Here is a 7,368-nt window from a genome sequence, read left to right as displayed (position 1 = left end):
CCCCGCCACGACCACCCCCCCCCACCCCGGGCCCAAAACCCCAAAAACCCCCTAAACGGACTCATAACGGGCTCCTCACGCCCCAATGGAGTCCTTGACGGCATTACGCTGGCCCTGGGGCTGGCGGCGTACGTCAGCGCGTCTGGAGGGTCCGTGTCAGGGCGTGTGCTTCCTTCAGCAACAGCGCCCCCAGCTCGGGACGGCGGTCTTCCCGGAAGCGGGACTCCACGCCGGTCAGGGTGAGGGCCCAGGCCGGTTCGCCCGCCCGGTCGAAGACCGCCGCGGCCATCCCCCAGCTTCCCTCGACCACCAGGCCGGGGTTGACCGCGTACCCGAGTTCCCGCGTGAGCGCCACGCGTTCCCGCACGGCGCCGACGGCGTGCGCCGGGCCCCACTGGGCGACGAGATCGGTCCGCCGCAAGTACGCGTCGATCTCGCGGTCGGGCAGCATCGCCAGCAGGACCTGCCCCGCCGAGACCACGCCGAGCGGGAACCGCGCCCCCTCGTACAGCACGAAGGACCGGATCGGGAAGTCCCCGTCCTCCCGCAGCAGGCAGACCGTTTCGTCGCCGCGGCGGGCGGAGAAGAAAGCGCTCTCCCCGGTGGCGGCGGCGAGCCGGTGGACGCCTGCGCGTGCGTGCTGGGTGACGTCGTACCGCCGGGCCGCTACCTCGCCCAGCAGGTACAGCTCCGGACCGAGGAACCACAGGCCGGTGCGCTGGTCGCGGTCGACGTAGCCCTCGTCGGCGAGCGCCGTCAGCAGCCGGTGCGTGGTCGGCCGGGCCAGCGCGGTCGCCCGCGCGATCTGCGACGTCGAGGCCCCCTGCTCCGGGGCTGCCGACACCGCGTGCAGCACGGCGGCGATCCGGCCGGTCACATGCGCCGGTGGAGTGTCCATGACCACGATCCTACGTCCACTGAGTGAACGCCCTCATCGATATCGGTCACCATCCGAGAACTTCGGCGCCCACGAACCCCGTGCCATTGACGGGTTATCGCGGCCCGGCCTTGAATATCGCTGCGTTCACTGAGCCGACAGTGCCGACAGGGAGAATGACGTGTCAACGAGGTACACCAGCGCCGCCGCGGCACTCGCCGATGTGCTCGCCGACGGCATCACCATCGCCGTCGGGGGTTTCGGTCTCAGCGGCAACCCGAACGACCTCATCGAGGCCGTTCGCGACTCCGGGGCCCGCGACCTGACCATCGTGTCCAACAACATGGGCGTCGACGGCAAGGGGCTGGGCCTGCTGCTGGAGAACCGGCAGGTACGCAAGGTGATCGCGTCCTACGTCGGCGAGAACAAGCTGTTCGCCCAGCAGTACCTCGACCGCGACCTCGAGGTCGAGTTCGTCCCCCAGGGCACGCTCGCCGAACGGATGCGGGCGGGCGGCGCGGGCATCCCCGCCTTCTACACCCGAGCCGGCGTCGGGACCCCGGTCGCCGAGGGCAAACCGCATGCCGACTTCGACGGGGTGACCCACGTCCAGGAACGCGCCATCGTCGCCGACGTCGCGCTCGTCCACGCCCACACCGCCGACCCGGCGGGCAACCTCACCTACCGCTACGCCGCCCGGAACTTCAACCCGCTGGTCGCGACCTGCGGCCGCGTCAGCGTCGCGGAAGCCGAGATCGTGCTGGACACCTTCCTCGACCCGGACGTCGTCGTCACCCCCGGTGTGTACGTCGACCGGCTCGTGCCGGCACGGGAGCGCGTCAAGGAGATCGAAAAGCTGACCCTGCGGCCGAAAGCGACGGTGTGATCATGGCATGGACACGCGACGACATGGCCGCCCTCGCCGCCCGCGAGCTGCGCGACGGCGACTACGTCAACCTCGGGATCGGCATTCCCACCCTCGTGGCGAACCACGTGCCGGACGGCGTCCGAGTCACCTTGCAGAGCGAGAACGGCATCCTCGGGCTGGGCCCCTTCCCTGCCGAAGGCGAGGAGGACGCCGACCTGATCAATGCGGGCAAACAGACCGTCACCCTCGCTCCCGGCGGGAGCTTCTTCGACTCCGCGACCTCCTTCGGCATGATCCGCGGAGGCCACATCGACATCGCCCTCCTTGGCGCGCTCCAGGTCGCGGCCAACGGCGACCTCGCCAACTGGACCGTGCCCGGGGCACTCGTCAAGGGCATGGGCGGGGCCATGGACCTGGTCGCCGGGGCGCGGCGCATCGTGGTCCTCACCGACCACGTCGCCAAGGACGGCACGCCCAAGATCGTCGAGCGGTGCACGCTTCCCCTCACCGGCGCCGGCGTGGTGGACCGGATCATCACCGACCTCGCCGTCTTCGACGTCACCCCGTCGGGACTCCGCCTTGTCGAGATCGCGCCCGGCGTGTCACCGGAAGAGATCCGTGACAAGACGGCCGCTCCGGTCAGCGCGGCGGTTGCAGCCTGATCCGTACGTCGAGGTTGCGCTCGACCTCGGCCCGGCTGTACAGCAACGGGAACGCGCCGCCCGATGCCCACAGTCCGTTCAGATCGCGGTAGTGCGGGCTCCGCGGATCACCGGACTGCCCCGGCGCGTTGATCGCGGACGAGCCGTTCCAGTTGCCGACGTCGAGCGCCATCTTGAAGGTTGCGCCGATGATCTGCTGGTAGTTCGCCGGGAAGAAGAACGACGGGTGGACGGTGTGGTAGTCGCCGCCGACCGGGGTCGGGCCGACGTTCGGCTCGCCGAGCGGGTGCCGGAACTGCTGGAACTGCAGCGCGCCCCAGCGCCAGGCCGACGGGTCCGGGCCGAGCTTGCCCGCGACCTCACGGAAAGCCGAGGGCAGCGTGTCCAGGATCAGCTTGTCGCGCACCGCCGCGCCGTCCGGGCCCAGCCACGCCTTCGGATCCGCGAACGACGCGAGGACCAGGCTGTAGTCGGGGTTGATGGTGTTCGCCAGCGTGTCCGCGGCGGCTTGGGGCAGCACCGCGTGCGCCCACGCGGCGTGCAGGTGCTTCATGATCCAGATCTCGAACAGCGCCGCGGGCGCCGAATCCAGTGAGGCCACGCCGTCGTAACCACGCAGCAGGTCCAGCGCCTTCGCGGTGTCCGGGTCCGAAGAGGACAGACCACGGAGGTACTGGAGCAGTTCACCGGCCACGAGCGATTTCTCGTCCTTCTGCAGCGCCAGTGAGTCCGCGACGGTCGCGCCGGGATGGGACCTGATCAGCTCGTCGATGCGCTGCTTGCGGTACGGCAGCTGCCATTCGTAGTTGGACACCACGGGATGACCCGGCGGGATGTTGAAGTCGTTGGCGGAGGCGAAGAATCCGGACGCCGGGTTGTACTGGCCTGGCAGCTCGCTGTTCGCGTGGAAACCGTTCCACTCGTACCGGCCGTCGCCGGGGACGGGCAGCAGGCCGTCGTAGTTCGCGCCGGTGCGGCGCGGCGTCAGCCCGGCCGGGACGTAACCGATGTCGCCGTGCGTGTCCGCGTACACCAGGTTCGATCCCGGCGTGCCCCATTTCTGCATGGCCGTGGTGAACTCGCCGAAGTTCTTGGCCCGCTGGTAGTTCAGGCTGCCCAGATACGCCGAGCTGCCCGGTTGCGTCCACGCCGAGCGGACCGCGAACGCCCGGTGCGCGGCCTCGTCGACCTTGACGACCCCGCCGTGCCGGGTGAACGCCAGCTCCCGGGTGACCGGCGCGCCGCCCTGCACCGGGATGGTCTCGGTGACCGTGGTCATCCGCTCCCAGCCGTCGCCGTAGCGATAGCGGGTGTGGTCCTTCGGGTCGAGTTCGTAGACGTACAGGTCGGTCTGGTCGATCGGCAGGTTGGTCAGGCCGAACGCGATGGTCCCGTTGTGCCCGATGGCGATTCCCGGGTTCCACGGCTCCCCCGCGCCGGCGAGGTTCAGGCCCGGCGCGGAAAGCTGTGCGACGTACCGGCCCGAGGGCAGCGCGTCGGTGCCGCGGTGCGGGTCGTTGGCCAGGATCGGGCGTCCCGACGCGGTGCGGCCCGGTCCGATCGCCCACGCGTTGCTGCCGGTGGTGGCGTCGGCGATGTCCTTGGTCTCGAATCCCTTGCCGGTGAAGGAAACCGCGGCGGTCGCCAGGTTGTACACCTTCAGCACGTCGTCCGGGATCACGCACGGGTCGAGCCCGGCGGGCACCACCGCCTCGTGCGCGGGGCGCAGGCTCCGCAGGTAACGGCTCGAGCCCTGACCCGCCTGGCAGACCAGCTTCGCGCGGATGACCTCCCACGACAGGTTCTCCCCGATGGCATGCGTGCGGATGCGCACCACGTCCTCCGGGCGCCAGCGGGCCGGCCGGTAGCCGAGCTTGCCGAACTCCGGCGGGACGGCCGAGGGGTTGCGGGCCAGCCAGTCGACGTAGGCGTTGATGCCCTCGGCGAACCGGGTCGCGGCCAGTCTGCCTTCCGGCCCGTACGACGCCCACTCCGCGTCCATGTCACCACGGTAGAGGAACAGCCGGGCGGCGCGATCCTGGTCCACATAGGACGGTCCGAGGACCTCGCTGAGCGTGCCGAGGCCACGCCTTCGCCAGGTGTCGATCTGGAACAGCCGGTCGCGCGCGATGTTGTAGCCCTGCGCGAAGAACAGGTCGCTGGTGTCGGCGGCGTAGATGTGCGGCACGCCCCACTTGTCGACCAGCAGGTCCACCGGCTTGCGCAGCCCGGCCACCTCGTAGGCCGCGGCCGGAGCCGCGGCGGCGACGGGAGCCGTGGACATCCCGCAGAGACCGACCAGCACGGCGAGGAGGGCGCGTACTCGCACCCCCCTCGACGATCGGCGCCTGCCCCTGCCAGCGCCCCCGGGCCCACGACGGGCTGCCGTCGCCATGCTGCTCACCTCGTCCGCGTTCGGCCGGATTCTCCGTTTGCTGTCTAGCGGATCCGGACGCGTGACCGCCAGCCCCTATGGGGGCCGACGCGTAAACCACGACAAAACCTCTCACACAACCCCTATTCTCGAATTTCTCCGGTCAATTCCCGCGCCCTTACGCCGATCAGGTGACCCTTATAGGGGTTTTCCCGGAAGGGTGAATCCGGTATAGCGCAGAGTGGACTGGGGCCCTCCGCAAGCGCGATGCGGGGGCTGGCCCTACCGATTTCCGAGCCTCCGGCTGTTAGCGTCGAAGACGCGAATTCCGGGGAGGCGAGATGTTCGGCTGGCTGGCGCTGACCCTGGGTATCGCGTTCGGGTCCGCGGTGATCCCGTTCTTCAGCATCGAGGTCTTCGTGATCGGGCTGGTGGCGAGCCGGCCGGGGATTCCGTGGCTGGCGATCGGCGTCGCGGCCGCTGTCGGCCAGGTCGCCGGGAAGCTGCTCTACTTCCTCGCGGCGCGCGGATCGATCAGGCTGCCACGGTTCCTGCACGAGCGCCTGCACCGGGAGCGGCGGAACACACGGTGGCGGGAATACCTGCGTGCCAGGACGAAGTGGCTGAAGGCCAAGCTGGACGCGCTCCGGGAACGCTGCGTCCGGAATCCTTTGTGGATGAACGGGACCTACGGGATCAGCGCGCTGGTCGGGCTCCCGCCGCTCATGGCGACCACGCTGCTGGCCGGCCTCGTGCGCATGCGGCTGTCGGCCTTCCTGGTGACGGGACTCGCCGGCAGGCTGGTGCGGTTCAGCGTGCTCGCCGCCTCCCCCGCGCTGTTCACCCAATGGTTGCAGTTCTAGCGAATGCCCGGTACCACGCCGGGAATAACGCGTGCCGATAATCTCCGCACGATTCTTCCGTATACTCCGCGGGTATGGTGGAACCAACGCAACCCGCACCCAAGGCCGCCGCCGGAGCCTGGGCCGGGCTTGGCGTGCTGGTCCTCACCGGCGTGATCGTGTCGATGGACATGTCGGTGCTGTTCTTCGCGTTGCCCTTCCTCAGCGCGGATCTGCGGCCGTCGGCCACCGAAACACTGTGGATACTCGACATCTACGGCTTCCTGCTGGCCGGTCTGCTGATCACCATGGGCACGCTGGGCGACCGCATCGGCCGCCGCAAGCTCCTCATGATCGGTGCCGCGCTCTTCGGCGCCGCGTCCGTCGTCGCGGCCTACTCGGCCAATCCGGAGATGCTCATCGCGGCCCGCGCGCTGCTCGGCATCGGCGGTTCGACACTGGCGCCGTCGACGCTTTCGTTGATCCGCAACATGTTCCACGACGCCGGACAGCGCAGGACCGCGATCGGCATCTGGACGGCGGGCTTCGCGGGCGGCAGCGCGCTCGGCCCGATCGTGGGCGGGCTGCTGCTGGAACACTTCTGGTGGGGCTCGGTGTTCCTGATCAACGTGCCGGTGATGGTGGCGCTGCTCGTGCTCGCTCCCCGTCTGGTGCCCGAGTTCAAGGCGCCGGCGTCCGGGCGGTTCGACCTGCTGAGCGCGGTGCTGTCGTTCGGCACGGTGCTGCCGGTGATCTACGGCATCAAGAAGATCGCCGCGGACGGGGTCGGCCCGGTGCCGGTGGCGGCGGTCGTCGTCGGAGTCGTGGTCGGCGTGTTCTTCCTGCGCCGTCAGCGCAGGCCGCATCCGCTGATCGACGTCCGGCTGTTCGCCGAACGCGGCTTCAGCGCGTCGGTGACGGCCAACGCGCTGACCACGTTCGCGATGATGGGTGTGCTGCTGTTCGTCGCGCAGTACCTCCAGGTGGTCCTCGGGATGCGGCCGCTCGTCGCGGCGCTGTGGTCCCTGCCGGGCTTCCTCGGGATGCCGATCGGCATCACCGTAGCCACCACGGCGGTGCGCCGGTTCCGGCCGGGCTACGTCGTCAGTGCCGGGCTCGCGATCGCGGCGGCCGGGATGCTGATCCTGAACTGGCTCGAGATCGGCTCGGGACTCGCGGTGATCATCCCCGCGATCTTCGTGATCGCGGTCGGCATCGGGATCGTTTCGGCGCTGGCGAACGACCTGATCATCGCCACCGCCCCACCGGAGCGCGCCGGGGCCGCCTCGGCCATTTCGGAGACCGGCACCGAGTTCGGGGGCGCGCTGGGCATGGCGGTGCTGGGCAGCGTCGGCTGGGGCGTCTACGGTGCCAAGCTGCTCGAACTCGCGCCGCCCGGGCTCTCGCCCCAGGATCTGCACGCGGCCAAGGACACCCTCGGCGCCGCCGCCGAAATAGCCGGGCGGCTCTCCGATCCCCTCGGCCCCGCCTTGACCGGTGCCGCCAACGAGGCCTACCTCGACGGCCTGCGGGTGGCCGGGCTGGCCGGGGCCGCGATCATGCTCGTCGCCGCGGTGCTCTCGGCGGCGCTCCTGCGGCGCATCCGCTCCGACGCCGCCCTGCAAGCCACCCGCGACACCTGACGTCCTTTGTGGACTGGCGTGGGGGCGGGTGTTTCATAACACACAGAGGGAGTTAGAGGGATCGTGTGGGAGTGTGGGAGGGAGGGGTAGATATAGATCGAG

At 69.8% G+C, this 7,368-nt stretch carries 6 protein-coding genes; 4 read left to right on the top strand and 2 right to left on the bottom strand.

Annotated features, from left to right (window positions below; translation table 11 throughout):
- Positions 1-133: 133 nt before the first annotated feature.
- Positions 134-898, bottom strand: a complete 765-nt coding sequence (locus ACFWY9_RS29995; RefSeq protein ID WP_378340448.1) for an IclR family transcriptional regulator — start codon at positions 896-898, stop codon at positions 134-136.
- A gap of 160 nt (positions 899-1,058) precedes the next feature.
- Here ACFWY9_RS29995 and ACFWY9_RS29990 point away from each other — a divergent pair, with 160 nt between their 5' ends.
- Positions 1,059-1,763 carry a CoA transferase subunit A gene (locus ACFWY9_RS29990; protein WP_378331591.1) on the top strand — a complete coding sequence of 235 codons (705 nt, stop codon included), beginning with the start codon at positions 1,059-1,061 and terminating at the stop codon, positions 1,761-1,763.
- A gap of 2 nt (positions 1,764-1,765) precedes the next feature.
- Positions 1,766-2,407 carry a CoA transferase subunit B gene (locus tag ACFWY9_RS29985; protein WP_378331590.1) on the top strand — a complete coding sequence of 214 codons (642 nt, stop codon included), beginning with the start codon at positions 1,766-1,768 and terminating at the stop codon, positions 2,405-2,407.
- On the opposite strand, the gene ACFWY9_RS29980 is transcribed toward ACFWY9_RS29985, so the two are convergent.
- Entirely contained in the window at positions 2,385-4,736 is a 2,352-nt protein-coding gene (locus ACFWY9_RS29980; protein ID WP_378340447.1) for a penicillin acylase family protein, read from the bottom strand. The two genes, ACFWY9_RS29985 and ACFWY9_RS29980, sit on opposite strands and share 23 nt — an antisense overlap.
- Positions 4,737-5,122: 386 nt before the next feature.
- Here ACFWY9_RS29980 and ACFWY9_RS29975 point away from each other — a divergent pair, with 386 nt between their 5' ends.
- Both ACFWY9_RS29975 and ACFWY9_RS29970 read left to right on the top strand, forming a co-directional pair.
- Positions 5,123-5,644 carry a hypothetical protein gene (locus ACFWY9_RS29975; protein ID WP_378331588.1) on the top strand — a complete coding sequence of 174 codons (522 nt, stop codon included), beginning with the start codon at positions 5,123-5,125 and terminating at the stop codon, positions 5,642-5,644.
- 74 nt (positions 5,645-5,718) lie between these two features.
- On the top strand, positions 5,719-7,266 hold the full coding sequence (locus ACFWY9_RS29970) for an MFS transporter (protein WP_378331587.1): 1,548 nt from the start codon (positions 5,719-5,721) through the stop codon (positions 7,264-7,266).
- Positions 7,267-7,368: the final 102 nt, after the last annotated feature.

Source organism: Amycolatopsis sp. NPDC059027 (assembly GCF_042739735.1).
Taxonomy (GTDB): Bacteria; Actinomycetota; Actinomycetes; order Mycobacteriales; family Pseudonocardiaceae; genus Amycolatopsis.
Note: the sequence above shows the minus strand (reverse complement) of the source record. Positions and strands in the feature narration are given on the sequence as shown.